Source organism: Streptomyces sp. NPDC031132 (genome assembly GCF_055570595.1).
Window position 1 is genome coordinate 396,635 of the sequence record NZ_JBVIGX010000003.1, and the last position, 24,687, is coordinate 421,321.

General features: G+C 68.1%; 18 protein-coding genes and 1 tRNA gene. 3 read left to right on the top strand and 16 right to left on the bottom strand.

The window, feature by feature from the left end; all coding sequences use genetic code 11:
• Nucleotides 1-47: 47 nt before the first annotated feature.
• Genes fusA through rpsL form a run of 3 tightly spaced genes read right to left on the bottom strand, consistent with a single transcriptional unit; the run spans nucleotide 48 to nucleotide 3,064 of the window.
• Nucleotides 48-2,180: an elongation factor G gene (gene fusA / locus ACZ49B_RS07550; RefSeq protein WP_468301485.1), complete on the bottom strand. Its 2,133-nt coding sequence runs from the start codon at nucleotides 2,178-2,180 to the stop codon at nucleotides 48-50.
• 39 nt (nucleotides 2,181-2,219) lie between these two features.
• Nucleotides 2,220-2,690, bottom strand: a complete 471-nt coding sequence (gene rpsG, locus ACZ49B_RS07555) for a 30S ribosomal protein S7 (RefSeq protein WP_007265894.1) — start codon at nucleotides 2,688-2,690, stop codon at nucleotides 2,220-2,222.
• A 2-nt stretch (nucleotides 2,691-2,692) separates the two neighbouring features.
• On the bottom strand, nucleotides 2,693-3,064 hold the full coding sequence (gene rpsL / locus ACZ49B_RS07560; protein ID WP_007265893.1) for a 30S ribosomal protein S12: 372 nt from the start codon (nucleotides 3,062-3,064) through the stop codon (nucleotides 2,693-2,695).
• A gap of 460 nt (nucleotides 3,065-3,524) precedes the next feature.
• Between rpsL and ACZ49B_RS07565 the strand changes: the two genes are divergently transcribed.
• Nucleotides 3,525-5,990, top strand: coding sequence for a YfhO family protein (locus ACZ49B_RS07565; RefSeq protein WP_468301487.1), 2,466 nt, complete (start codon nucleotides 3,525-3,527; stop codon nucleotides 5,988-5,990).
• A 100-nt stretch (nucleotides 5,991-6,090) separates the two neighbouring features.
• Here ACZ49B_RS07565 and ACZ49B_RS07570 read toward each other — a convergent pair whose 3' ends face one another.
• The 9 genes from ACZ49B_RS07570 to ACZ49B_RS07610 form a co-directional block, all read right to left on the bottom strand.
• Nucleotides 6,091-9,990 carry a DNA-directed RNA polymerase subunit beta' gene (locus ACZ49B_RS07570; protein WP_365953416.1) on the bottom strand — a complete coding sequence of 1,300 codons (3,900 nt, stop codon included), beginning with the start codon at nucleotides 9,988-9,990 and terminating at the stop codon, nucleotides 6,091-6,093.
• A gap of 97 nt (nucleotides 9,991-10,087) precedes the next feature.
• Nucleotides 10,088-13,570 carry a DNA-directed RNA polymerase subunit beta gene (gene rpoB, locus ACZ49B_RS07575; RefSeq protein WP_468301490.1) on the bottom strand — a complete coding sequence of 1,161 codons (3,483 nt, stop codon included), beginning with the start codon at nucleotides 13,568-13,570 and terminating at the stop codon, nucleotides 10,088-10,090.
• A 598-nt stretch (nucleotides 13,571-14,168) separates the two neighbouring features.
• Complete coding sequence (gene rplL, locus ACZ49B_RS07580) at nucleotides 14,169-14,552, bottom strand: 50S ribosomal protein L7/L12 (RefSeq protein ID WP_052876420.1); 384 nt, start codon at nucleotides 14,550-14,552, stop codon at nucleotides 14,169-14,171.
• Between the two features lie 110 nt (nucleotides 14,553-14,662).
• The gene (gene rplJ / locus ACZ49B_RS07585; protein WP_030008449.1) at nucleotides 14,663-15,193 is read right to left on the bottom strand and encodes a 50S ribosomal protein L10; all 531 of its coding nucleotides are present in this window, start codon (nucleotides 15,191-15,193) and stop codon (nucleotides 14,663-14,665) included.
• A gap of 391 nt (nucleotides 15,194-15,584) precedes the next feature.
• Nucleotides 15,585-16,313, bottom strand: coding sequence for a 50S ribosomal protein L1 (gene rplA / locus ACZ49B_RS07590; protein ID WP_189733388.1), 729 nt, complete (start codon nucleotides 16,311-16,313; stop codon nucleotides 15,585-15,587).
• Nucleotides 16,314-16,401: 88 nt separating this feature from the next.
• Complete coding sequence (rplK, locus tag ACZ49B_RS07595) at nucleotides 16,402-16,836, bottom strand: 50S ribosomal protein L11 (protein WP_008739735.1); 435 nt, start codon at nucleotides 16,834-16,836, stop codon at nucleotides 16,402-16,404.
• A 168-nt stretch (nucleotides 16,837-17,004) separates the two neighbouring features.
• The gene (nusG, locus tag ACZ49B_RS07600) at nucleotides 17,005-17,943 is read right to left on the bottom strand and encodes a transcription termination/antitermination protein NusG (RefSeq protein ID WP_468301494.1); all 939 of its coding nucleotides are present in this window, start codon (nucleotides 17,941-17,943) and stop codon (nucleotides 17,005-17,007) included.
• 84 nt (nucleotides 17,944-18,027) lie between these two features.
• Nucleotides 18,028-18,309, bottom strand: coding sequence for a preprotein translocase subunit SecE (secE, locus tag ACZ49B_RS07605; RefSeq protein WP_030298162.1), 282 nt, complete (start codon nucleotides 18,307-18,309; stop codon nucleotides 18,028-18,030).
• 105 nt (nucleotides 18,310-18,414) lie between these two features.
• A tRNA-Trp gene (locus tag ACZ49B_RS07610) sits at nucleotides 18,415-18,487 on the bottom strand.
• A gap of 191 nt (nucleotides 18,488-18,678) precedes the next feature.
• Between ACZ49B_RS07610 and ACZ49B_RS07615 the strand changes: the two genes are divergently transcribed.
• Complete coding sequence (locus ACZ49B_RS07615; protein WP_468301497.1) at nucleotides 18,679-19,905, top strand: pyridoxal phosphate-dependent aminotransferase; 1,227 nt, start codon at nucleotides 18,679-18,681, stop codon at nucleotides 19,903-19,905.
• A gap of 262 nt (nucleotides 19,906-20,167) precedes the next feature.
• On the top strand, nucleotides 20,168-21,187 hold the full coding sequence (locus ACZ49B_RS07620; RefSeq protein WP_468301500.1) for an adenosine deaminase: 1,020 nt from the start codon (nucleotides 20,168-20,170) through the stop codon (nucleotides 21,185-21,187).
• 3 nt (nucleotides 21,188-21,190) lie between these two features.
• Here ACZ49B_RS07620 and ACZ49B_RS07625 read toward each other — a convergent pair whose 3' ends face one another.
• Genes ACZ49B_RS07625 through ACZ49B_RS07640 form a run of 4 tightly spaced genes read right to left on the bottom strand, consistent with a single transcriptional unit; the run spans nucleotide 21,191 to nucleotide 24,683 of the window.
• On the bottom strand, nucleotides 21,191-21,607 hold the full coding sequence (locus ACZ49B_RS07625) for a hypothetical protein (protein ID WP_468301503.1): 417 nt from the start codon (nucleotides 21,605-21,607) through the stop codon (nucleotides 21,191-21,193).
• A gap of 15 nt (nucleotides 21,608-21,622) precedes the next feature.
• On the bottom strand, nucleotides 21,623-22,738 hold the full coding sequence (locus ACZ49B_RS07630) for a UDP-N-acetylmuramate dehydrogenase (protein ID WP_468301506.1): 1,116 nt from the start codon (nucleotides 22,736-22,738) through the stop codon (nucleotides 21,623-21,625).
• A complete protein-coding gene (locus tag ACZ49B_RS07635; RefSeq protein ID WP_468301508.1) occupies nucleotides 22,735-23,142 on the bottom strand; it encodes a DUF3291 domain-containing protein in 408 nt (135 codons plus the stop codon). The genes ACZ49B_RS07630 and ACZ49B_RS07635 overlap by 4 nt, the downstream gene beginning before the upstream one ends.
• 35 nt (nucleotides 23,143-23,177) lie before the next feature.
• Entirely contained in the window at nucleotides 23,178-24,683 is a 1,506-nt protein-coding gene (locus ACZ49B_RS07640) for a DHA2 family efflux MFS transporter permease subunit (protein ID WP_468301511.1), read from the bottom strand.
• Nucleotides 24,684-24,687 lie beyond the last annotated feature (4 nt).

Genomic DNA, 24,687 nt, shown 5'->3' on the forward strand with positions numbered 1-24,687 from the left:
TGCCCCAGAGGCTCCGGTGACAAGCCTAAAGCGTGTACTCGGAAGAGTTACTCGCCCTTGGCCTTCGCGATGATCTCCTCGGCGACGTTCCGGGGAACCTCGGCGTAGGAGTCGAACTGCATCGAGTAGCTGGCGCGACCCGAGGTCTTGCTGCGGAGGTCTCCGACGTAGCCGAACATCTCCGAAAGGGGCACGAGGCCCTTCACGACACGAGCACCGTGACGCTCCTCCATGGCCTGGATCTGGCCACGGCGGGAGTTGATGTCACCGATGACGTCACCCATGTAGTCCTCGGGCGTGGTGACCTCGACGGCCATCATCGGCTCCATGAGCACGGGGGACGCCTTGCGCGCGGCCTCCTTGAAGGCCTGCGAACCGGCGATCTTGAACGCGAGCTCGGAGGAGTCGACCTCGTGGTAGCCACCGTCGAGAAGCGTGACGCGGACGCCCGTCATCTCGTAGCCGGCCAGGATGCCGAACTGCATGGCCTCCTGCGCACCGGCGTCGACCGAAGGGATGTACTCCTTCGGCACGCGGCCACCGGTGACCTTGTTCACGAACTCGTACGCCGGACCGTCGGCCTCGGTGATGGGCTCGATCGCGATCTGCACCTTGGCGAACTGACCGGTACCACCGGTCTGCTTCTTGTGGGTGTAGTCGTGACGCTCCACGGTGCCGCGGATGGTCTCGCGGTACGCGACCTGCGGCTTGCCGACGTTGGCCTCGACCTTGAACTCGCGCTTCATACGGTCGACCAGCACCTCGAGGTGCAGCTCGCCCATACCGCCGAGGATGGTCTGGCCCGTCTCCTCGTCCGAGTGAACGTGGAAGGAGGGGTCCTCCTCCGCGAGACGCTGGATGGCGACACCCAGCTTCTCCTGGTCACCCTTGGACTTGGGCTCGATGGCGACCTGGATGACCGGAGCCGGGAAGTCCATGGACTCCAGGATCACGGGTGCCTTGTCGTCACACAGCGTCTCACCGGTGGTGGTCTGCTTCAGGCCCATGACGGCGACGATGTCACCGGCGCCCACCGCGGCGATCTCCTCACGCTTGTTCGCGTGCATGCGGTAGATCTTGCCGATGCGCTCCTTCTTGCCCTTGACGGAGTTCAGCACCGAGGTGCCGGCCTCCAGGCGGCCCGAGTAAACCCGGACGAAGGTGAGCTTGCCGAGGTGCGGGTCGCTCATGATCTTGAACGCCAGCGCCGCGAGGGGCTCCTCGTCGGACGGCTTGCGCTTCACGACCACGTCGGCGTCGCGGACGTCGTGGCCCTCGATGGCCTCGATGTCCAGCGGCGACGGGAGGTAGCGGACGACGGCGTCGAGCAGGGGCTGAACGCCCTTGTTCTTGAACGCCGTGCCACAGAACACCGCAGTGATCGTGGGCTCGCCCTTGCCCTTGCCGGAGTTCAGGATGATGCGACGCACGGCGGCGTGCAGCTGCTCCACGGACGGCTCGTCGCCGTTCAGGAAGAGCTCCATGATCTCGTCGTCGTTCTCGGCGACGGTCTCGACCAGCTTGCCGCGCCACTCTTCAGCAGCCTCGGTGTGCGTGGCCGGGATGTCGACGATGTCGTACATCTCGCCCTTGGTCGCCTCGGCGGACCAGACGAACGCCTTCATGGTGACCAGGTCGACAACGCCCTGGAAGTCCATCTCGGCACCGATGGGGAGCTGCATCACGATCGGAACCGCACCGAGGCGGTCCTTGATCATGTCGACACAGCGGTGGAACTCGGCGCCGGTGCGGTCCAGCTTGTTGACGAAGCAGATGCGGGGCACGCCGTAACGGTCGGCCTGACGCCAGACCGTCTCGGACTGCGGCTCCACACCGGCGACACCGTCGAAGACGGTGACGGCACCGTCGAGGACGCGGAGCGAACGCTCCACCTCGACGGTGAAGTCGACGTGACCCGGGGTGTCGATGATGTTGATGGTGTGGTCAACGTCTTCGAGGGGCCAGTGGCAGGTCGTCGCGGCAGACGTGATGGTGATACCACGCTCCTGCTCCTGCTCCATCCAGTCCATCGTGGCGGCGCCGTCGTGGACCTCACCGATCTTGTACGACACACCGGTGTAGAACAGGATGCGCTCGGTGGTGGTCGTCTTGCCCGCGTCGATGTGGGCCATGATCCCGATGTTGCGGACCTTGGCCAGGTCAAGCGAAGTGGTAGCCATAAGGCTTCGGTCTTCTCTCGGTCTCGATGTGGGGTGGGACTACCAGCGGTAGTGCGCGAAGGCCTTGTTGGACTCGGCCATCTTGTGCGTGTCCTCGCGCTTCTTGACGGCAGCGCCAAGACCGTTGGAGGCGTCGAGCAGCTCGTTCATGAGGCGCTCGGTCATGGTCTTCTCACGACGGGCGCGGGAGTAACCCACGAGCCAGCGGAGGGCCAGGGTCGACTGGCGACCCGGCTTGACCTCGACGGGGACCTGGTAGGTCGCGCCACCGACACGGCGGGACTTGACCTCGAGGGACGGCTTGACGTTCTCCAGCGCGCGCTTCAGCGTGATGACCGGGTCGTTGCCGGTCTTCTCGCGGAGGCCTTCCATGGCGCCGTAAACGATGCGCTCGGCGGTGGAGCGCTTGCCGTTCAGGAGGATCTTGTTGATGAGCGACGTCACCAGAGGAGATGCGTAGACCGGGTCGATGATGACCGGGCGCTTCGGGGCGGGGCCCTTACGAGGCATTCTTACTTCTCCTTCTTGGCGCCGTAGCGGCTGCGGGCCTGCTTGCGGTTCTTGACAGCCTGGGTGTCAAGCGCACCGCGGATGATCTTGTAACGAACACCCGGCAGGTCCTTCACACGGCCACCACGCACGAGCACGATCGAGTGCTCCTGCAGGTTGTGTCCCTCACCCGGAATGTAAGCGGTGACCTCGATGCCGGAGGTCAGACGCACACGCGCGACCTTACGGAGCGCCGAGTTCGGCTTCTTCGGGGTGGTCGTGAACACACGCGTGCAGACGCCACGGCGCTGGGGCGAAGCCTCAAGCGCGGGCGTCTTCGTCTTCTCGACCTTGTCCTGCCGGCCCTTACGGACCAGCTGCTGGATCGTAGGCACTACTTCTCCGGTTTCTGTGTGCCGTGTAGTGAAGCTAACCTGGAACTTTGCCGACCCACGCGGTCGGGTGTGTCGGATCCGGCGGAGCTCCGCGCAAGCACGGAAACGCATGGATCGCGGTGGCTGATCCGGCTCTCATGCGGTTGATGGACACGCACAGGAGCCCAGGCACACCCCAGGCACAAGGTCTGAGCGTACCTACCGCATCCCATCCGGTCAAAACAAAGGCCCGCGCGGGGCGACGCGGACATCGCCGCCGGTCATGTGCCACTTGGGCGAGGACCTGGTGTGGCCGCTCCGACTCGCGCATGTGGTAAAGGCGTGCTAAGCGGCGCCGGACGGAGGGGCCCTCCCCCGCGACTAAACTGCCTCGGCATTCCGCGATGCAGCGGAGTCACCGGGTTCACCGGGTTCACCGGGTTCAGCCCGAACGGCACGATCAACCACAGGGAGCGGGACATTGCGGACGGTCACCACGGAGCCGACGGCCGCCGACAGCCCGGTCCACCCGTCGCCCCGCCGCCGGCCACCGCGACCCGCCCGCCTGTACGGGCCCCTGCTGGCGTTCCTCGTCACCTCGGCCGCGTTCTGCGCGGCCTGGGCGGCCCGCGGCACCTTCCCCTTCGGCAACACCGGGCGGGCCCTCAACGACCAGGCCAACCAGTACGTGCCCTTCCACCGGGCGCTGTGGGACCTGGTCCACGGGCAGGCCGCCGGTGACGTCCTCTTCACCTGGCGCGGCGGCTTCGGCCAGCAGTTCCTGTCCGACTACTACACGTACCTCGGCAACCCGTTCTCCTGGCTGGCCGTCCTCGTCCCGCGCGCCCACGTCGACCTCGCCGTCTTCGCGGTCACCCCGATCACGATGGGCGCGGCCGCCGCCGTCATGACGGTCTACCTCGGCAAGCTGCACCCCGGCCCGTGGTGGCAGCGCGGGGTCCTCGGCGCCTGCTACGGCCTGTGCGGCTGGGCGCTCAGCGACGCCTCGTACATCCCCATGTGGCTGTGGGGCCTGGTCGCCCTCCCCCTCCTCGGCATCGCCGTCGAGTGGTGCCTGGAGGAGCGGCGCTGGCCGGGGGTGGCGCTGTTCGTCGCGCTCGCCTGGTTCGGCAACTTCTACACCGCGATGATGGCGACGATGGCCGCCTGCGTCCTGCTGGGCATCCGCCTGATCACCCGGGACATGACCGGCCGGCAGCGGCTGCGCGTCCTGTGGCGGGCATCCAGCGCCGCCGTGACGGGCATCCTGCTGACCCTCCCGCTGCTGCTGCCGTCGTTCCTGTCCAGCGGCTCCGCGCAGCCCACCCAGGCCGGGGCCTTCGAGCCGGTGCGGATCGAGGTCTTCCTCGCCGGGATGCTCCCGGCCACGCACCTGTGGGGCGGCCGGCCGCGGCTGTACGTCGCCTCGCTGGGCCTGATCCTCGCCGGATCGTTCCTCTTCAACGCCGCCATCGCGAAGAAGACCCGCCTGGTGTGGGCCGCGGCGACGCTGCTCGTCGTCGCCTCCTTCCAGTTCCCGCCGACGCAGTACCTGTGGCACGGGCTTGCGGTGCCGAACGGCAACCCCTACCGCGAGGCCTTCGTCTTCAGCGGCATGGTCGTGATCCTGGCCTGGCTGGCGCTGGCCCACCGCCCGCGCCCCCTCCACCTGGCGCTGACGGCCGCCCTGCTGGTCGCCGCCACCTTCGTGCTCCGCCGCACCGACGACTTCGGCGGCTGGACCTGGCACGCGGTGCTGGTGGGCGGAGGCACCTCCCTGCTGGCCCTGGTCCTCCTCTCCCTGGGCGCGAAGCACCGGGTGCTGATCCCCGTCGCCGCCGTGCTCATGGTCGGCGTGGTCTTCGCGGAGTCCACGGTGGCGGCCGCGGGCGCGGACGCCCGCCGGGCCCGCGAGCGCTGGGCGAAGCCCGTCGCCACCTCGAACCGCTCGATCAACGCGCACTTCGACGCCGTCCGGCAGGTGGACGGCTGGCCCGCCTACCGGACGGATTCGGGCGCGCCGCAGACCTCGTACAACGACGCCCTCGCCCTGCGCGGCGAGGGCCCGCAGTACTACAGCAGCTACCTGCCGGAGGCCACGTACCGGGCCCTGGAGCCCCTCGGGTACGGATTCAAGAACGACGGCCGGACCTTCTTCGGCGCCGACAACCCGGTGCTCGACGCGATCTTCGCGATCGGCGCCCGGATCCACCCCGGCCCGGCGGAGGACACCTGGACGTCCACCCGCTTCCCCGCTCCGCCCCTGGTGACGGTCCGCGGCTCCGCCCACACCTCCGCCAACCCGGCCGACAGCGTCTACGCCCGCCAGGAGAACGTCCTGGGCGCCACGGTCTACCAGGTCCCGCAGGTCACCCGCGACGGCAAGGCCACCGAACAGACCTACACGGCCCAGTGCACCCCGGGCTCCGAGGCGTACTGGTTCTCCCCTGAGCTCTACGGCACCCTCGCCTTCGCCGGCGCCTCCCGCCCCCTGGAGGACCAGATGACGGGGGTGGTCAAGCTGGGCAAGGTCCCCGCGGACGGCAAGGTCGCGGTGACGATCCGTACGCAGACCAAGGACGCGACGGCGGGCGAGCACCCCCTCGGCTGCCTGGACCGCGCCGCCCTGGACACGGCGATCACCTCCCTGAAGTCCACCGGCGCCACGCGGGTCACCGCGGGCGGCCACACCATCGGGGCCACCCTCCCGAAGGGCGCCACGGGCACGGCGGTCTTCGCGATGACCGACGTCCCGGGCTGGCAGTGCACGGCCCCGGTGAAGAGCTTCCACGGCCTGGTCTCCCTGGACATCCCCGCAGGCACGGACAAGGTCTCCTGCACCTTCACCCCGAAGGGCCTCACCCCGGGCCTGGCAGCCGCCGCCCTGGCCCTCCTGGCCCTCGCGTCGACCACGCTCGCAGGCCTCCGCCGCCGGCGCCGCGCCTGACGGCGTCCCAGGAGCCCCGGGAACCTCCCGGGCTCCCCGGACACGAAGAAGCCCCCCGCCGCTCCTCTCGGAGCAGCGGGGGGCTTCGTCTTACGAGCTCTTAGCCGTTGTACGGGCCGTAGTCGTAGTCCTCCAGCGGGACGGCCTGGCCGGAGCCGGTGCCGAAGGGCGAGTAGTCGATGTCGTCGTAGCCGACGGCCGAGTACATCGCTGCCTTCGCCTCTTCGGTGGGCTCGACCCGGATGTTGCGGTAGCGGGCAAGGCCCGTACCGGCCGGGATGAGCTTACCGATGATGACGTTCTCCTTGAGGCCGATGAGGCTGTCGGACTTGGCGTTGATCGCCGCATCCGTCAGGACTCGGGTCGTCTCCTGGAAGGAGGCGGCCGACAGCCAGGATTCCGTCGCCAGCGAGGCCTTGGTGATACCCATCAGCTGCGGACGGCCGGAGGCGGGGTGACCGCCCTCGGTGACCACACGACGGTTCTCGGTCTCGAAGCGCGAGCGCTCGACGAGCTCGCCCGGCAGGAGCTCCGCATCGCCGGACTCGATGATCGTCACGCGGCGCAGCATCTGCCGGATGATGATCTCGATGTGCTTGTCGTGGATCGACACGCCCTGCGAGTTGTAGACCTTCTGGACTTCGCCGACCAGGTGGACCTGGACCGCACGCTGGCCGAGGATGCGCAGCACGTCGTGCGGGTTGGTGGCACCCGCGGTGAGCTTCTGGCCCACCTCGACGTGGTCACCCTCGTGCACGATGACCTTGGCGCGCTTCGAGATCGGGAAGGCCGTCTCGTCGCTGCCGTCGTCCGGCGTGATGACGATCTTCTTCGTCTTCTCGGTCTCCTCGATCCGCACGCGGCCTGCGGCCTCGGAGATCGGGGCGACACCCTTCGGGGTACGGGCCTCGAAGAGCTCGACGACACGCGGCAGACCCTGCGTGATGTCGTCACCGGCCACACCACCGGTGTGGAAGGTACGCATCGTCAGCTGGGTACCGGGCTCACCGATGGACTGGGCGGCGATGATGCCGACCGCCTCACCGATGTCGACCAGCTTGCCGGTGGCGAGCGAGCGTCCGTAGCAGAAGGCACAGGTGCCGACCGCGGACTCACAGGTCAGGACCGAGCGGGTCTTGACCTCCTCGACGCCGTTGGCGACCAGGGCGTCGATCAGGACGTCACCGAGGTCGACGTTGGCCGGCGCGATGACCTTGCCGTCGATGACGACGTCCTCGGCCAGCATGCGGGCGTAGATCGAGGTCTCGACGTCGTCGGCCTTGCGCAGCACGCCGTCCTCGCCGCGAACGGCGATCTTCAGCTTCAGGCCGCGCTCGGTGCCGCAGTCCTCCTCGCGGATGATCACGTCCTGCGAGACGTCCACCAGACGACGGGTCAGGTAACCCGAGTCGGCGGTACGCAGGGCGGTGTCCGCCAGACCCTTACGGGCACCGTGCGTGGAGATGAAGTACTCCAGAACGGTGAGGCCCTCACGGAAGGACGCCTTGATCGGACGCGGGATGGTCTCGTTCTTCGCGTTCGACACCAGACCACGCATACCGGCGATCTGTCGCATCTGCATCATGTTTCCTCGGGCACCCGAGTCAACCATCATGAAGATGGGGTTCGTCTTGGGGAAGTTCGCGTTCATCGCCTCGGCAACCTCGTTGGTCGCCTTGGTCCAGATCGCGATGAGCTCCTGCGTGCGCTCGTCCTTGGTGATCAGACCGCGCTCGTACTGCTTCTGGACCTTCTCGTCCATCGCCTCGTAGCCCGCGACGATGGCCTTCTTGGCCTCGGGCACGACGACGTCGGAGATGGCCACGGTGACGCCCGAACGGGTCGCCCAGTGGAAGCCGGCCGCCTTCAGGTTGTCGAGCGTCGCCGCCACGATGACCTTGGGGTAGCGCTCCGCCAGGTCGTTGACGATCTCGGAGAGCTGCTTCTTGCCCACCGAGTAGTCGACGAACGGGTAGTCCTCGGGCAGCAGCTCGTTGAAGAGCGCGCGGCCCAGGGAGGTGCGCAGACGGAAGCTGTCGCCCGGCTGGAACTCCTGCTCGCCCTCTTCGGCGACCGGCGGCACCCAGCCACGCGGCGGGATGGTGCCCACCGGGAAGCGGATGTCGACGGACGACTGCAGCGCGAGCTCGCCGGCGTCGAACGCCATGATCGCCTCGGCCGTGGAGCCGAACGCGCGGCCCTCGCCCTTGGTGTCACGGAGCTCACCGTCGGTGGTCAGGAAGAACAGACCGAGGACCATGTCCTGGGTCGGCATCGTGACCGGACGGCCGTCGGCCGGCTTCAGGATGTTGTTCGAGGACAGCATCAGGATGCGGGCCTCGGCCTGCGCCTCCGCGGAGAGCGGCAGGTGCACGGCCATCTGGTCACCGTCGAAGTCCGCGTTGAACGCGGTGCAGACGAGCGGGTGGATCTGGATGGCCTTGCCTTCGACCAGCTGGGGCTCGAAGGCCTGGATGCCGAGGCGGTGCAGCGTGGGTGCACGGTTCAGCAGCACCGGGTGCTCGGCGATGACCTCTTCGAGCACGTCGTACACGACCGTGCGGCCGCGCTCGACCATGCGCTTCGCCGACTTGATGTTCTGCGCGTGGTTCAGGTCGACCAGGCGCTTCATCACGAACGGCTTGAAGAGCTCCAGCGCCATGGCCTTGGGCAGACCACACTGGTGCAGCTTCAGCTGCGGACCGACGACGATCACGGAACGCGCGGAGTAGTCCACGCGCTTGCCGAGGAGGTTCTGACGGAATCGACCCTGCTTGCCCTTGAGCATGTCGCTCAGGGACTTCAGGGGACGGTTGCCGGGACCGGTCACCGGACGACCACGACGACCGTTGTCGAAGAGGGCGTCCACGGCCTCCTGGAGCATGCGCTTCTCGTTGTTCACGATGATCTCGGGGGCACCGAGGTCGAGAAGGCGCTTCAAGCGGTTGTTGCGGTTGATCACGCGGCGGTACAGGTCGTTCAGGTCGGAGGTCGCGAAGCGGCCACCGTCCAGCTGCACCATCGGACGCAGGTCCGGCGGGATCACCGGCACGCAGTCCAGAACCATGCCCTTGGGCTTGTTGCTGGTCTGCAGGAACGCGGAGACGACCTTGAGGCGCTTGAGCGCACGGGTCTTCTTCTGGCCCTTGCCGGTACGGATGATCTCGCGGAGGCGCTCGGCCTCCTCGTCGAGGTCGAAGGACTCCAGGCGCTTCTGCAGCGCGGCGGCGCCCATGCAACCGTCGAAGTACGTGCCGAAGCGGTCACGCAGCTCGCGGTAGAGCAGCTCGTCGCCCTCGAGGTCCTGGACCTTGAGGTTCTTGAAGCGGGCCCACACCTCGTCGAGGCGGTCGATCTCGCGCTGGGCGCGGTCACGGAGCTGCTTCATCTCGCGCTCGGCACCTTCGCGCACCTTGCGGCGTACGTCGGCCTTCGCGCCCTCGGCCTCGAGCTCGGCCAGGTCGGTCTCGAGCTTCTTGGCACGGCCTTCGAGGTCCGCGTCACGGCGGTTCTCGATCTGCTGGCGCTCGACGGAGACGTGCGCCTCCAGCGACGGGAGGTCGCGGGTGCGGCGCTCGTCGTCGACGAACGTGATCATGTACGCGGCGAAGTAGATGACCTTCTCGAGGTCCTTCGGCGCGAGGTCCAGCAGGTATCCGAGGCGCGACGGGACGCCCTTGAAGTACCAGATGTGGGTGACGGGAGCGGCAAGCTCGATGTGGCCCATCCGCTCACGGCGCACCTTGGCGCGCGTGACCTCGACGCCACAGCGTTCACAGATGATGCCCTTGAAGCGGACACGCTTGTACTTGCCGCAGTAGCACTCCCAGTCCCGGGTCGGACCGAAGATCTTCTCGCAGAAGAGTCCGTCCTTCTCGGGCTTGAGGGTGCGGTAGTTGATGGTCTCCGGCTTCTTGACCTCGCCGTGCGACCAGGTTCGGATGTCGTCCGCGGTGGCAAGGCCGATCCGCAGCTCGTCGAAGAAGTTGACGTCGAGCACTGTGCGTCAATCCCTCTTTCGGGGTCGAGTCTCAATCATGGTCTGAACGGTCCCGGGGATGACGGGGGGCTCTTGAGCGAGCCCCCCGTCAGGCCCGTCAGACCTCTTCGACGCTGCTCGGCTCGCGCCGGGACAGGTCGATACCGAGCTCCTCCGCCGCGCGGAAGACGTCCTCGTCGGTGTCGCGCATCTCGATGGACATGCCATCCGAGGACAGCACCTCCACGTTGAGGCAGAGCGACTGCATTTCCTTGATGAGCACCTTGAAGGACTCGGGAATGCCCGGCTCGGGGATGTTCTCGCCCTTGACGATGGCCTCGTAGACCTTCACGCGGCCGGTGACGTCGTCGGACTTGATGGTCAGCAGCTCCTGGAGGGCGTAAGCGGCGCCATAAGCCTCGAGCGCCCACACCTCCATCTCACCGAAGCGCTGGCCACCGAACTGCGCCTTACCACCCAGCGGCTGCTGCGTGATCATCGAGTACGGACCGGTCGACCGAGCGTGGAGCTTGTCGTCGACCAGGTGGTGGAGCTTGAGGATGTACATGTACCCGATCGAGATCGGGTCCGGGAACGGCTCGCCGGAGCGGCCGTCGAACAGGTGCGCCTTGCCGGTCGGCAGGACCAGGCGGTCCCCGTCGCGGTTCGGGATCGTGTGCTCGAACAGGCCGGCGAGCTCGTCCTCGCGGGCACCGTCGAACACGGGGGTGGCGACGTTGGTACCGGGCTCGACGCGGTCGGCCCCGATGACCTTCAGACGCTCGGCCCACTCCTCGCCGAGCCCGGAGACGTCCCAGCCGCGGCTGGCGAGCCAGCCGAGGTGGATCTCCAGGACCTGTCCCGGGTTCATTCGGGACGGGACACCCAGCGGGTTCAGGATGATGTCGACCGGCGTGCCGTCCTCAAGGAAGGGCATGTCCTCGATCGGAAGGATCTTGGAGATGACACCCTTGTTGCCGTGGCGGCCGGCGAGCTTGTCACCGTCGGTGATCTTGCGCTTCTGGGCGACGTAGACGCGGACCAGCTGGTTCACGCCCGGAGGAAGCTCGTCGCCCTCCTCGCGGTCGAAGACGCGGACACCGATGACCTTGCCGATCTCACCGTGAGGGACCTTGAGCGAGGTGTCACGCACCTCGCGGGCCTTCTCACCGAAGATCGCGCGGAGCAGGCGCTCCTCCGGGGTCAGCTCGGTCTCACCCTTGGGCGTGACCTTGCCGACCAGGATGTCGCCGGCGACGACGTCCGCACCGATGCGGATGATGCCGCGCTCGTCGAGGTCGGCGAGGACCTCTTCGGAGACGTTCGGGATGTCCCGGGTGATCTCCTCGGGGCCCAGCTTGGTGTCACGGGCGTCGACCTCGTGCTCCTCGATGTGGATCGAGGAGAGGACGTCGTCCTGCACGAGGCGCTGCGACAGGATGATCGCGTCCTCGTAGTTGTGACCTTCCCACGGCATGAACGCGACGAGCAGGTTCTTGCCGAGGGCCATTTCGCCCTCTTCGGTGGCCGGGCCGTCGGCGAGGACCTGGGCCTCGACGATCCGGTCGCCCTCGTTGACGATGACCTTCTGGTTGACCGAGGTGCCCTGGTTCGAGCGGGAGAACTTGGCGACGCGGTACGTGGTGTACGTGCCGTCGTCGTTGGCGACGGTGATGTAGTCGGCCGAGACCTCCTGGACGACACCGTCCTTCTCCGCCTTGATCGAGTCACCGGCGTCGACCGCACAGCGGTACTCCATGCCGGTGCCGACGAGCGGCGCCTCCGCCTTGATGAGCGGAACGGCCTGGCGCATCATGTTCGCGCCCATGAGGGCACGGTTGGCGTCGTCGTGCTCGAGGAAGGGGATCATCGCGGTCGCGACGGACACCATCTGGCGCGGCGAGACGTCCATGTAGTCGACGTCGCCGCCGGCGATGTAGTCGATCTCGCCGCCACGACGGCGGACCAGGACGCGGTTCTCGGTGAAGCGCATCTCATCGTTCAGGGCGGCGTTCGCCTGGGCGATGACGAAGCGGTCTTCCTCGTCGGCCGTGAGGTAGTCGACCTCGTCGGTGACGACACCCTCGATGACCTTGCGGTACGGGGTCTCGATGAAGCCGAACGGGTTGATCCGGCCGTAGGAGGCCAGCGAGCCGATCAGACCGATGTTCGGGCCTTCAGGCGTCTCGATCGGGCACATACGACCGTAGTGCGACGGGTGCACGTCACGGACCTCGAAGCCGGCCCGCTCACGGGACAGACCACCCGGGCCGAGGGCGTTGAGACGACGCTTGTGCGTCAGACCCGACAGCGGGTTGTTCTGGTCCATGAACTGCGACAGCTGGCTGGTGCCGAAGAACTCCTTGATGGAGGCGACGACCGGCCGGATGTTGATCAGGGTCTGCGGCGTGATCGCCTCGACGTCCTGAGTCGTCATGCGCTCGCGGACGACGCGCTCCATACGAGCCAGACCCGTGCGGACCTGGTTCTGGATGAGCTCGCCGACGTTGCGGATACGACGGTTGCCGAAGTGGTCGATGTCGTCGGTCTCGACGACGATCTCCCGGCCCGACTCGCCGACCGTCTCGGTCTCGCCCGCGTGCAGCTTGACCAGGTACTTGATCGTCGCGATGACGTCGTCCGTGGTGAGCACACCGGCGTCGAGCGGCTCGTCGGCGCCGAGCTTCTTGTTCACCTTGTAGCGGCCGACCTTGGCGAGGTCGTAGCGCTTCGGGTTGAAGTAGAGGTTCTCGAGCAGCGTCTGAGCGGCCTCACGGGTCGGCGGTTCGCCCGGACGCAGCTTGCGGTAGATGTCGAGCAGCGCGTCGTCCTGGCCCTGGGTGTGGTCCTTCTCCAGGGTGGCGCGCATGGACTCGTACTCGCCGAACTCCTCGAGGATCTGCTCGGTGGTCCAGCCGAGAGCCTTCAGGAGGACGGTGACGGACTGCTTGCGCTTGCGGTCGATGCGGACACCGACCATGTCGCGCTTGTCGATCTCCATCTCCAGCCAGGCACCCCGGGACGGGATGATCTTGGCGGAGAAGATGTCCTTGTCGGACGTCTTGTCGATGGAGGAGTCGAAGTAGACACCGGGGGAACGGACGAGCTGCGACACCACGACACGCTCGGTGCCGTTGATGACGAAGGTGCCCTTGTTGGTCATGAGCGGGAAATCGCCCATGAAGACCGTCTGAGACTTGATCTCACCGGTCTCGTTGTTCGTGAACTCGGCCGTGACGAAGAGCGGCGCCGCGTACGTGAAGTCGCGCTCCTTGCACTCGTCGACGGAGTTCTTCGCCGGCTCGAACCGGTGGTCGCGGAACGTCAGCGACATCGAACCGGAGAAGTCCTCGATCGGCGAGATCTCCTCGAAGATCTCTTCCAGACCGGACTTGGTGGGAACGTCCTGTCCACTCTCGAGCGCCGACTCGACGCGAGACTTCCAGGCTGCATTGCCGAGCAGCCAGTCAAAGCTCTCGGTTTGCAGCGCCAGGAGGTTCGGAACCTCGAGGGGCTCCTTGATCTTTGCAAAGGAGATGCGCAGCGGGGCGGTGCTGGCACCGGTGTTCGTATTGGTCGAGGCGTTGCGCGAGGCGGCCAAGAGGGGGTCCTTCCGAGGGCTCGGACTCACTACGCGCGTACCGGTCCCAGCTGACACAGAAGACAACCCCCCTGATCTGGCCGATAAGGCCTGGTCAGGGCGTATCAATCAAGTGTGCTCAAGCGTGGGCATGCCCCTGGCGACGGGCAGGGGGCAGCTAACAGGCAGCGCAAAGGGTCAGTGTAGCCACTTGGCTCACTGATGTCCAGACCAGGTTTCCGGAAACCGGCAACAGGCCTTCCCCATGTCGTCTAAACCAACCCTGCAACCCTGCGTCCAACATTGCGGCTCGCGCCTACAGAGCGCGTATCAGTACTGCCCTCTTCGTAGCCGATCCATGCCTCGGATCTAGGATCCGTGTCCCGGATCCCGGATCGGGCGGACCGATCCCGCAACGGGTCTGAGAATTGCGCGCCGCGTGCCGTTCGTCAAGGCCCCCTGCTCCGTGCGGATCATCTCCGGACCCGACCGCGGGGCAACGATGATCACCCTACTCCCCAACGAGACCAGGGCAAGTCAGGCACTGCGGATACGCCAAAGGGCGACCACCCTTACGGGTGATCGCCCTTGGTTGGGGCCTCAGGAGGCCCCAGAGGTGTTACTTGACCTCGACAGCCGCGCCGGCAGCCTTGAGGGACTCGGCGGCCTTGTCAGCGGCCTCCTTGGCGACCTTCTCGAGGACCGGCTTCGGAGCGCCGTCCACGAGGTCCTTGGCCTCCTTCAGACCCAGGGAGGTCAGCTCACGCACGACCTTGATGACCTGGATCTTCTTGTCGCCGGCACCGGTGAGGATGACGTCGAACTCGTCCTGCTCCTCGGCAGCCTCGGGGGCGGCGCCACCCTGGGCGGGGCCGGCAACGGCGACGGCCGCGGCGGCGGTGACGTCGAACTTCTCCTCGAAGGCCTTCACGAACTCGGAGAGCTCGATGAGGGTCATCTCCTCGAACTGGGCGAGGAGGTCGTCCTGAGAGAGCTTCGCCATGATGGGCGATCCTTCCACTAATTCGGCAGGTGCCGGATGTATATAGAGGCGGGCGTAACGGCCCGCTACGACCCACGCACTAGGCGGCGTGGATCAGTGCGCGAGCCGAATTACTCGGCACCGCCCTGCTCGGCGAGCTTGACGCGAAGCGCTTCCGCGGTGCGGACGAACTTCGACGGCAGCGCCTGGAAGAGCGAGGCAGCCTGAGACTGCTTGCCCTTGAACGCGCCGGCCAGCTTGCTGAGCAGAACCTCGCGGGACTCGAGGTCCGCAAGCTTCTTGATCTCATCGGCGGTGAGCGCCTTACCATCAAGGACACCCGCCTTGATGATGAGGTTCGGGTTGTCCTTGGCGAAGTCACGCAGGCTCTTCGCCGACTCCACCGGGTCACCGGTGATGAAGGCGACCGCGGTCGGACCAGCGAAGTGCTCGTCCAGCGCGGTGATCCCGGCCTGGTTGGCCGCAATCTTGGTCAGCGTGTTCTTCACCACGGCGTACTGGGCGTTCTCACCAAGGGAGCGACGCAGCGTCTTGAGCTGCGCGACGGTGAGACCCCGGTACTCGGTCAGCACGGCGGCGTTCGAGCTCTGGAACGCGTCCTTGAGCTCGGCTACCGATGCAGCCTTGTTGGGCGTCGGCATGGTGCGTTCGCCTCCTTCCGGGTGATGAGGACCGCTCAGAAGGGGCTGAAATAAGAAACGCCCCGGCGCAGGCGCCAGGGCGTGGCTCAACCGGAACGAATTCCGGGAACCTTCCACAGTCACCTACGCGGGTCGTCCGCAATCAACGGATCCTTCGGCCACCGAACCCTTGCGGGCACGGCAACGACCAGCGGTCTTTGGCTTCTGGTGAAGACTACGTGACCCGGCACCGGTCAGGCAAATCGGTCAGCTTCCGATGCCTGCGCGGCTCCCGAGGCCCCCGAGGCTCCCCGAGGTTCCCGGAAAGCAAGAAACGGGCCCCTCGCCGCCCTGTGAGGGGGCGAGGGGCCCGTTTCAGCCACTCAGGTGAGCCGAAGGCTCAGCGTGGGGCTCAGACAGCAGCCGGGTCTTCCTCGACGAGGAGGTTCCGGGTGCGGTTCGAGTCCAGCTGGATGCCGGGGCCCATCGTGGTGCTCAGGGCGGCCTTCTTGATGTAGCGGCCCTTCGCGGCGGACGGCTTCAGACGAAGGATCTCGTCCAGGGCCGCGCCGTAGTTCTCGACCAGCTGCTCATCGGAGAAGGAGACCTTGCCGATGATGAAGTGCAGGTTCGAGTGCTTGTCGACGCGGAACTCGATCTTGCCACCCTTGATCTCGGTGACAGCCTTCGCGACGTCCATCGTGACGGTGCCGGTCTTCGGGTTCGGCATGAGGCCACGGGGACCGAGCACGCGGCCGAGACGGCCGACCTTGCCCATGAGGTCCGGGGTGGCCACAACGGCGTCGAACTCGTTCAGGCGGTTGCCCTTGGCGATCTCGTTGATCAGCTCGTCGTCGCCGACGATGTCGGCGCCGGCGGCTTCCGCGGCCGCAGCACGGTCACCGGTCGCGAAGACCAGGACCCGGGCGGTCTTGCCGGTGCCGTGCGGGAGGTTCACGGTGCCACGGACCATCTGGTCCGCCTTGCGCGGGTCGACACCCAGGCGGAAGGCGACCTCGACGGTGCTGTCGAACTTGGTCGTGGAGGTGTCCTTGGCGAGACGGACGGCCTCGAGCGGGGCGTAAAGCTTCTCCCGGTCGACCTTGGCGTCCGCAGCGCGGAGAGTCTTGCTGCGCTTCACTTCTGCTCCTGTATTTCGGCTTCAGGCATGGAGTCGTGGTGCGGACCAGCGCTTGGTCCTACCACTGGTGGTGCTGGGGGTGGCTGGATCAGCCTTCGACCGTGACGCCCATCGAACGCGCGGTGCCGGCGATGATCTTCATCGCGGCGTCGACGTCGTTGGCGTTGAGGTCGGGCATCTTCAGCTCGGCGATCTCGCGGACCTGGGCGCCGGTGAGCTTGGCGACCTTGGTCTTGTGCGGCTCGCCGGAGCCCTTCTCGATGCCCGCGGCCTTCAGGATCAGGCGCGCGGCCGGCGGAGTCTTGGTGATGAAGGTGAAGGAGCGGTCGTCGTAGACCGTGATCTCCACCGGCACGACCATGCCACGCTGCGACTCGGTCGCGGCGTTGTAGGCCTTGCAGAACTCCATGATGTTGACGCCGTGCTGACCGAGCGCGGGGCCGACCGGCGGAGCCGGGTTGGCCGCACCGGCCTTGATCTGGAGCTTGATAAGCCCCGTGACCTTCTTCTTCTTGGGAGGCATTGCTCTCTCCGGGTCCTAGTGAGAGTTTTTCGCCGCCGATCCGGTCATCCGGATGGAGGCATACCGCACCACGATAACGGGTATCGGAGCGGGGCTAAAAACCGAGCAGGTCAGACCGCCCTTTGCGGGGCGATCTGACCTGTCCGGAAGCTTGCTTCAGAAGATCAGTCAGTTCTTCTGGATCTGGTCGAAGCTGAGCTCGACCGGAGTCTCGCGACCGAAGATCTCGACGAGGCCCTTGACCTTCTTCGAGTCGGGGTTGATCTCGTTGATGGTCGCCTGCAGCGTCGCGAACGGGCCGTCGGTGACGGTGACCGAGTCGCCGACCTCGAAGTCCAGGACCTCGATGGTGCGCTTGACGGCGGGCGCGGGCAGGCCGGCCTCTTCCGCGGCGGCCTTGGCGGCCTTCTCCTGCGCCTCCGGGGCGAGCATCTTGACGATCTCGTCCAGGGTCAGCGGGTACGGGTCGTACGCGTTGCCGACGAAGCCGGTGACACCAGGCGTGTTGCGGACGACGCCCCAGGACTCGTTCGTCAGATCCATGCGGACGAGAACGTAGCCGGGCAGCTTGTTCTGCCGGACGTTCTTGCGCTCGCCGTTCTTGATCTGGACGATCTCTTCCTCGGGCACCTCGGCCTGGTAGATGAACTCCTCGACGTTCAGCGAGACGGCGCGCTGCTCCAGGTTGGCCTTCACGCGCTTCTCGTAGCCCGCGTAGGTGTGGATCACGTACCACTCGCCGGGCAGGAGGCGCAGTTCCTCGCGCAGGGCCTGGATGGGGTCGACGGGCTCGGCGGGCTCGGCCTCGGCCTCGGCCTCGTCTGCAGCCTCGGCCTCATCGGCGGCCTCGACCTCGTCGGCGGCCTCGGTCTCCCCGGCGGCCTCTTCGACCTCGTCGGCAGCCTCTTCGACCTCGGCGTCGTCCTCGGACTCGGCGTCGACCTCGTCCTCGATGTGCAGCGCGGCCTCTTCGGCGGCGACACCGGCCTCGGCGTCGGCGAGCTCGACCTCGTCCGGGTCCACAGCGTCTGCCGCCTCGACGATGTCGAGCGCGTCCTCGACGGACTCGACGGAGTCGTGGCTCGCGTTCAGGTTCGGGTCAGACACGGTGGCTGCTTCTTCCTGGATACAAAAGGTGGTCGAACATGCGAAAACGGGCGGCACCCATCAAGGCGCCGCCCTCCGCGGGGATCAGCCGAAGACGAACTTGATGGCTTCCTGGAACCCATAGTCAATCACGGTCACCAGACCGATCATGATGACGACGAAGACAATCACCACGGTGGTGTACGTCGTGAGCTGATTGCGCGTCGGCCAGACGACCTTGCGGAGCTCCGCGACGATCTGGCGGTAGAACAGTGCAAGCCGGCCCAGAGGACCCTTCTTCCCGCGCTTGCCGCCCTTTCGGGCCTTCTTCTCGCGGGTGTCGTCCTCGGCGTCAGGCATGTCGATGGAGCCCAGGGCGTCCGTCACGTCTCTCACCTGAATCCGGGTCGTGGCCGTAGCCGCGCCCGGTTGCGCCGCACGGCGTTGCATCGAAGTACGTACCTGCGCACACATCCGAGAAGGAGTGTGGAGCAGGGCCGGAGGGACTCGAACCCCCAACCGCTGGTTTTGGAGACCAGTGCTCTACCAATTGAGCTACGACCCTTTGCGTCCCCCAACCTACCGCATCCAGACGAGTGCACGGAGTGCTCGCGTCCTGAGTGACCGGCGGGGTCCAACGACAGGTGAGTGTACGTGGTCCGGGCCCTGACGTCGAACAGAGCACATTTCCGGCTGCTCCGTCCGATGACTGAAACGGTGTGCGGCGCCTCTAGGGCGTCTGGGACGATTGGCCGCATGACCTCTGCAACGCCTTCCTCCGAGCGCCGGGTGTCCGCCCGTATCGGCGCCATTTCCGAGTCCGCCACCCTCGCCGTGGACGCCAAGGCCAAGGCCCTCAAGGCCGCCGGGCGCCCGGTCATCGGCTTCGGTGCGGGCGAGCCCGACTTCCCGACCCCGGACTACATCGTCGAGGCTGCGGTCGAGGCCTGCCGCAACCCGAAGTACCACCGCTACACGCCGGCCGGGGGTCTGCCCGAGCTGAAGGCCGCGATCGCCGCGAAGACGCTGCGCGACTCCGGCTACGAGGTCGACGCGTCGCAGGTCCTGGTGACCAACGGCGGCAAGCAGGCGATCTACGAGGCGTTCGCCGCCATCCTGGACCCGGGCGACGAGGTCATCGTCCCGGCTCCGTACTGGACCACCTACCCCGAGTCGATCCGCCTCGCCGGCGGTGTCCCGGTCGAGGTCGTCGCCGACGAGACCACCGGCTACCGCGTCTCCGTCGAGCAGCTCGAGGCCGCCCGCACCGAGCGCACCAAGGTCGTCCTGTTCGTCTCCCCGTCGAACCCGACCGGCGCCGTGTACTCCGAGGCCGACGCGGAGGCCATCGGCCGCTGGGCCGTCGAGCACGGCCTGTGGGTCCTGACCGACGAGATCTACGAGCACCTCGTCTACGGCGACGCGAAGTTCGTCTCCCTCCCGGCGATCGTCCCCGAGCTGGCCGACAAGTGCATCATCGTCAACGGCGTCGCCAAGACGTACGCGATGACGGGCTGGCGGGTGGGCTGGATCGTGGGTCCGAAGGACGTCGTGAAGGCCGCGACCAACCTGCAGTCGCACGCCACCTCCAACGTCTCCAACGTGGCCCAGGTCGCGGCGCTGGCCGCCGTCTCCGGCAACCTGGACGCCGTCCACGAGATGCGCACCGCCTTCGACCGCCGCCGCCAGACGATCGTGCGGATGCTGAACGAGATCGACGGCGTGTTCTGCCCGACCCCCGAGGGCGCCTTCTACGTCTACCCCGCGGTCAAGGACCTGCTCGGCAAGGAGATCCGCGGCAAGCGCCCGCAGACCTCCGTCGAGCTGGCGGCCCTGATCCTGGACGAGGCCGAGGTCGCGGTCGTCCCCGGCGAGGCCTTCGGCACCCCGGGCTACCTGCGCCTGTCGTACGCCCTGGGCGACGCGGACCTGATCGAGGGCGTGTCCCGCATGCAGAAGCTCCTCGCCGAGGCCAAGGCCTAGGCCTAGGCCTAGGCCTAGGCCTAGGCCTAGGCCTAGGCCTCCGGCGGTACGCAGCCCGGTCCGAGCGGCGGTTCCCCCACGGGGAGCCGCCGCTCCGGCGTTTCCACCCTGCTGTGCAGCCCCGCCTGCGCTGGGGGCGCGGGTCCGGGCGGCGCCCGGGCTGGCCTCCGCCACCGCCTCCCGCCTCGTGCAGACGTTCGCGCAAGCCCCCGATCGGTAAAACCCCCTCCCGCCGAGGGCGGCGGTACGGCAGGATCACCAGATGGAGCACGTACGCGATCTCACGCTTCTGCCGAAAGCCCACCTCCACCTGCACTTCACGGGGTCGATGCGCCCATCGACCCTCCTGGAGCTCGCCGACAAGTACGGCGTCCGCCTCCCCGACGCCCTCACCGCCGGCGAGCCACCCAAGCTCCGTGCCACCGACGAGCGCGGCTGGTTCCGCTTCCAGCGCCTCTACGACGCCGCCCGCTCCTGCCTGCGCGAGCCCGAGGACATCCGGCGCCTCGTCCGCGAGGCCGCCGAGGAGGACGTACGGGACGGCAGCGGCTGGCTGGAGATCCAGGTGGATCCCACCTCCTACGCCCCCCTGCTCGGCGGCATGATCCCGGCCGTCGAGATCATCCTGGACGCCGTCGACACGGCTTCCCGAGAGACCGGGCTCGGCATGCGGGTCCTCATCGCCGCCAACCGCATGAAACACCCCCTGGACGCCCGTACCCTCGCCCGCCTCGCGGTCCGCTACGCCGACCGCGGCATCGTCGGCTTCGGGCTCTCCAACGACGAGCGCCGCGGCATGGCCCGCGACTTCGACCGGGCCTTCGCCATCGCCCGCGAGGGCGGCCTGCTCGCGGCCCCGCACGGCGGCGAACTCACCGGACCGGCCTCCGTCCGGGACTGCCTGGACGATCTGCACGCCTCCCGCATCGGCCACGGCGTACGGGCCGCCGAGGACCCCCGGCTGCTGAAGCGGCTCGCGGACCGGCAGATCACCTGCGAGGTCTGCCCGGCGTCGAACGTCGCCCTCGGGGTCTACGAGCGACCCGAGGACGTCCCGCTGCGCACCCTCTTCGAGGCCGGGGTGCCGATGGCGCTGGGCGCGGACGACCCGCTGCTGTTCGGGTCCCGGCTGGCGGCGCAGTACGAGATCGCCCGCCGCCACCACGCCTTCACGGACGCGGAGCTCGCCGAGCTGGCCCGGCAGTCGGTGCGCGGTTCGGCGGCGCCGGAGGACGTACAGGACAAGCTGCTGGCCGGGATCGACCAGTGGCTGGCCACCTGAGACTCACCGCGTGAGCCGCAGGTCGCCCTCCCAGCAGTCGGCCCGGACCCGGTCGCCGTCGGGGAAGCCGATCTCCAGCTGCGTGCGCCCGGTCTCCGGCGCCGCGAACTCGGCCACGCTTGCCACCGTGTCCCCGAGGTGGCGCAGGAAGGGGTGGTCGCCGAGGTCCTCGCCGACCTCGATCCGGCCCCACTCCCCCATGTCGTACGGCTCGTGGGGCGGCGCGGATTCGACGATGAGGCACCAGTCGGACCCGGTGCTGATCCTGGTGGACTCGCCCTCGCTGTCGATCAGCCACACGTCGAGCGGCGCTTCGGAGCGTTCGCCCTCGTAGACGTGCCAGGACGCGACGATCCTGCTGATCGTGCGTCCCACCAGGCGGGTGGGGTCGGTACCGGCCCCGTGCAGTGGACAGAGCATGGCGGCCGGGACTCCTCAGATGCTGACGCCGACCGTCACCGGCTCGTTGACCAGGGTGACGCCGAAGGCCGCGTGGACGCCCGCGACGACCTCGCGGGCCAGGGCGAGGAGGTCCTCGGTGGTGGCCTCGCCCCGGTTGGTCAGCGCAAGGGTGTGCTTGGTGGAGATCCGGGCGGGGCCGGTGCCGTAGCCCTTGGTGAAACCGGCCTTGTCGATCAGCCAGGCCGCGCTGGTCTTCGTACGGCCCTCGCCGGCGGGGTACGCGGGCGGGGCGGTCCCGGCGCCGAGCCGGTCCTGGACGCGGGCGAGGAAGGCGGCGTACGCCTCGTCGCCCAGGATCGGGTTGTGGAAGAAGGAGCCGGCGGACCAGGTGTCGTGGTCGGCGGGGTCGAGGACCATGCCCTTGCCGGCGCGCAGGCGCAGTACGGTCTCGCGGGCCTGCGCGGCCGGGACCCGGTCGCCGGCCTCGACGCCGAGGGCGCGGGCGGTCTCGGGGTACTTGATCGGCGCGGACAGGCCGCCCGCGTCCTCCAGGGCGAAGCGGACGCGGAGGACGACGTAGCGCTCGGGCCGGTGCTTGAAGAGACTGTTCCGGTACGAGAAGGCGCACTCGGCGGCGGTCAGCGTGACCGTCTCGCGCCGGGTGCGGTCGTACGCGACGACCTCGGTGATGGTGTCGCAGACCTCCTGGCCGTACGCCCCGACGTTCTGGATCGGGGTGGCACCGGCGGAGCCGGGGATTCCGGCGAGGCACTCGACGCCGGCCAGGCCCGCCTCGACGGTACGGGCGACGGCGTCGCTCCAGTTCTCGCCGGCGGCGAGCTCGAGGGTGGTGCCGTCGAGGTGGAAGCCGGTGGTCGCGATGCGCAGGGCGGTGCCCTCGAAGCCGCGGTCGCCGATGACCAGGTTGCTGCCGCCGCCGATGACGAGGAGCGGGGTGCCGCTCTCGTCCGCGGCGCGGACGGCGTCGACCACCTCTGCGTCGGTGGTCGCGGTGACCAGACGGGTGGCCGGGCCACCGAGGCGGAAGGTGGTCAGGGGGGCGAGGGGGGCGTCGTGGAGTTCCTGCACGTGGACAAGAGTACGGTCCGTACCCCTCGCATCCCTGCGGGGCCACGGACCGTACGTCACGAGCGGGCGTCCTGTTCGCCGCCTTCGGCCAGCCGGCGCTCGGCCTCGGCCCAGGCGATCGGGAGCGCGGAGGCCGGAGCGGTCCAGAACGTGAAGGCCGACTCCCGCATGAACGCGGCGGCGGCGCGGGAGCTGGAGCGGTGCGGCTCGCTGCGGGCGAAGCGGTAGAGCGCGTCGCGGTCCTCCCAGGCGGAGAGGGTCAGGAACGTCCGGCTGAAGATCCGGGCCCGGAGGGCGACGCCGTGGGCGCCGGGGGCGGAACGGATCTGGCGGATGATGCCCGGCGACTTGAGGAAGAACCGGAAGGCGCCGGCGAGGGTCTTCGTCTCGAAGCGGGAGGCCATGACGTAGACCTCGGCGTCGGGAGCGGGCGGGGTGGGCGTGGACCAGGGGATGTCGGGCATGACGTGCACTCCTTTCCGTGGGAGTCCGGTGCCGGTCAGCGCGTGGCGGGGACCTGGTCGGCGAGGACAGGGGCGGGGGCCGCGGCGGGGGTGACGGGGGCGGCGGCCTTGCGGGCTCCCTTGCCCGGGACCAGGAGGGCGAAGGCGGCGGCCACGGCCACCGCGACGGCGCCGATCCACAGTGCGGGCACGGTCCCGTCGGTGAAGGCCTGGGGTGACTCGTAGCCGCCCTGGGCGGAGAAGACCGAGGCCAGGACCGCGACGCCGAGGGCGCCGCCGACCTCGCGCAGGGCGTTGTTGGCACCGGAGGCCTTGCCCTGGTCGGCGGGGGACACCGTGGACATGAGGATGTTGGAGGCGGGGGCGAAGAACAGGCCCATGCCGATGCCGCTGATGATCAGCGCCGGGAGCTGGGCGGCGTACGAGACGTCGGTGCTCAGGATCGTCGCGAACCAGCCGAGGCCGAGGGCCTGCAGGGCGAGGCCGGTGGCGACGACGGGGCGGCCGCCGATCCGGTCGGAGAGGATGCCCGCGATCGGGGCGGCGATCATCGGCATGGCGGTCCAGGGGAGCATGCGCAGCCCGGCCTGGGTGGGCGTGTAGCCGGCGACGCCCTGGAGGAACTGGCTGAGCAGGAAGATCGAGCCGAACATGCCCAGGTACATCAGCAGGCTGGCCACGTTGATCCCGAGGAAGCCGCGGCCCAGGAAGAGGCGCATGGGCAGCATCGGGTTCGCGTGGCGGAAGCCGTGGACGACGAATCCGCCGACGAGCGCGGTGCCGGCGATCAGGGCGGTGAGCACCGGTGCGCTGGTCCAGCCGTGGGCGTTGGCGTTGACGAGGCCGTAGACGATGCCGAAGAGGCCGCCGCTGATGAGGAGCGTGCCCGGTACGTCGAGACGGGCGCCCGGGGCGGTGGACTCGGTCAGCTTGAGGCGGGCGAGCGGGATCAGGGCCAGGCCGATCGGGACGTTCAGCCAGAAGATCCACTGCCAGGAGATGTGCTCGGTGAGGGTGCCGCCGATGAGCGGGCCGCTGGCGACGGCGAGGCCGCCGACGGCGCCGAAGATGCCGAGGGCCATGCCGCGGCGGGCGGCCGGAACGGCCGCGGTGAGCAGGGTGAGGGTGAGCGGCATCATGATCGCGGCGCCGACGCCCTGGACGGCGCGGGCGGCGATGAGCTCGTTGATGCCGGGCGAGAGGGCGGCGACGGCGGAGGCGCCGGTGAATATCGCGAGGCCGGACATGAAGAGCCGGCGTCGGCCGAAGCGGTCGCCGAGGGCCGCGCCGAACATGAGGAGGACGGCGAAGGTGAGCGTGTACGCGTTCACCGTCCACTCCAGGTCCTCCAACGCGCCGCCGAGGTCCTCCCGGAGGGCGGGGAGGGCGGTGGTGACGACGAGGTTGTCGAGGGCGGCCATGAAGCCGGCCACGGAGGTGAGGACGAGGGCCCAGACGGCGGGACCGCGGAGGGCGGTGCCTTGGGTGCCTTGGGTGCCCTGGCCGTCTTGGGTGTCGTGGATGCCTTGCGTGCCGTTCACGATT